Source organism: Mesorhizobium sp. M4A.F.Ca.ET.050.02.1.1 (assembly GCF_003997725.1).
Taxonomy (GTDB): Bacteria; Pseudomonadota; Alphaproteobacteria; order Rhizobiales; family Rhizobiaceae; genus Mesorhizobium.
The window spans coordinates 1-1,816 of the sequence record NZ_RZSG01001028.1; the positions used below are offsets into that span (position 1 = coordinate 1).

Annotated in this window: 1 protein-coding gene; it reads right to left on the reverse strand. The window is 62.4% G+C overall.

Annotation, left to right across the window (positions count from 1 at the left end; genetic code table 11):
• Nucleotides 1–1,704, reverse strand: a 1,704-nt coding sequence (rpoC, locus tag EOA33_RS34540; RefSeq protein ID WP_127407637.1) for a DNA-directed RNA polymerase subunit beta', incomplete at its 3' end; no start/stop codon positions are given.
• Between the last annotated feature and the right edge of the window lie 112 nt (nt 1,705–1,816).

Consider the following 1,816-nt stretch of genomic DNA (forward strand, 5'->3'; position numbering starts at 1 on the left):
ATAGATCTTCGACACGACATTGCCTTCGGCATCGACCGAGCGGAAGCGGCCTTTGATCTTGGCGTGCAGCGTCACCGCCTTGGTCTCCAGCGCGTGCTGGAGCTCGCCCATGTCGGCGAACACCATGCCCTCGCCCGGCTCGTTCTGGTTGACGATCGAGAGATAGTAGAGACCGAGAACCATGTCCTGCGACGGCACGATGATCGGCGCGCCGGAAGCCGGGTGCAGGATGTTGTTGGTCGACATCATCAGCACGCGGGCTTCGAGCTGCGCTTCCAGCGACAGCGGAACGTGAACGGCCATCTGGTCGCCGTCGAAGTCGGCGTTGAAGGCCGTGCAGACCAGCGGATGCAGCTGGATCGCCTTGCCTTCGATCAGGGTCGGCTCGAACGCCTGGATGCCGAGGCGGTGCAGCGTCGGAGCGCGGTTCAACAGCACCGGATGCTCGCGGATGACCTCGTCCAGGATATCCCAGACTTCCGGACGCTCCTTCTCCACCAGCTTCTTGGCCTGCTTGACGGTCGAGGAGAAACCCTTGGCGTCGAGGCGGGCGTAGATGAAGGGCTTGAACAGTTCGAGCGCCATCTTCTTCGGCAGGCCGCACTGATGCAGCTTGAGCTCCGGGCCGGTCACGATGACCGAGCGGCCGGAATAGTCGACGCGCTTGCCGAGCAGGTTCTGGCGGAACCGGCCCTGCTTGCCCTTCAGCATGTCGGACAGCGACTTCAGCGGACGCTTGTTGGCGCCGGTGATGACGCGGCCGCGGCGGCCGTTGTCGAACAGGGCATCGACCGCTTCCTGCAGCATGCGCTTTTCATTGCGCACGATGATGCCGGGCGCACGCAGCTCGATCAGCCGCTTGAGGCGGTTGTTGCGGTTGATGACGCGGCGATAGAGATCGTTGAGGTCGGACGTCGCGAAACGGCCGCCGTCCAGCGGGACGAGCGGGCGCAGGTCCGGCGGGATCACCGGAACCACTTTCATGATCATCCATTCCGGACGGTTGCCCGACTCCATGAAGTTCTCGACGACCTTGAGCCGCTTCAGGAACTTCTTCTGCTTGAGTTCGGAGGTGGTCGAAGCTAGTTCCGAACGCAGGTCGCCGGCGATCTTCTCCAGATCCATGCCGGCCAGCAGGTCGTGAATGGCCTCTGCGCCGATCATGGCGGTGAACGAATCCTCGCCATATTCGTCGACGGCGATCATGTACTCTTCCTCGCTGAGCAGCTGGTGCTCCTTCAGCGCGGTCAGGCCAGGCTCGGTGACGATGTAGTTCTCGAAGTAGAGGACGCGCTCGATGTCCTTCAGCGTCATGTCGAGCAGCGTGCCAATGCGCGAGGGCAGCGACTTCAGGAACCAGATATGGGCGACGGGCGCGGCGAGCTCGATATGGCCCATGCGCTCGCGGCGCACGCGCGACAGCGTGACTTCGACGCCGCACTTCTCGCAGATGACGCCCTTGTACTTCATGCGCTTGTACTTGCCGCACAGGCATTCATAGTCCTTGATCGGACCGAAAATGCGCGCGCAGAACAGGCCGTCACGCTCCGGCTTGAAGGTGCGGTAGTTGATGGTCTCCGGCTTCTTGATCTCGCCGAACGACCAGGACAGAATCTTCTCAGGGCTGGCGAGCGATATCCGGATGGAATCGAACACCTGCGCCGGCGCCTGGGGGTTGAAGAGATTCATGACCTCTTGGTTCATGCCGTTCTCCTTTTCGGGGTCCTCGAAAACCCCTTGCATCTAACGCGGGCCGAATGCCCGCAGACTGGTCGGCCCACCGGCCGAGGAATTTGATCGGCGCGCCGCGACCTTG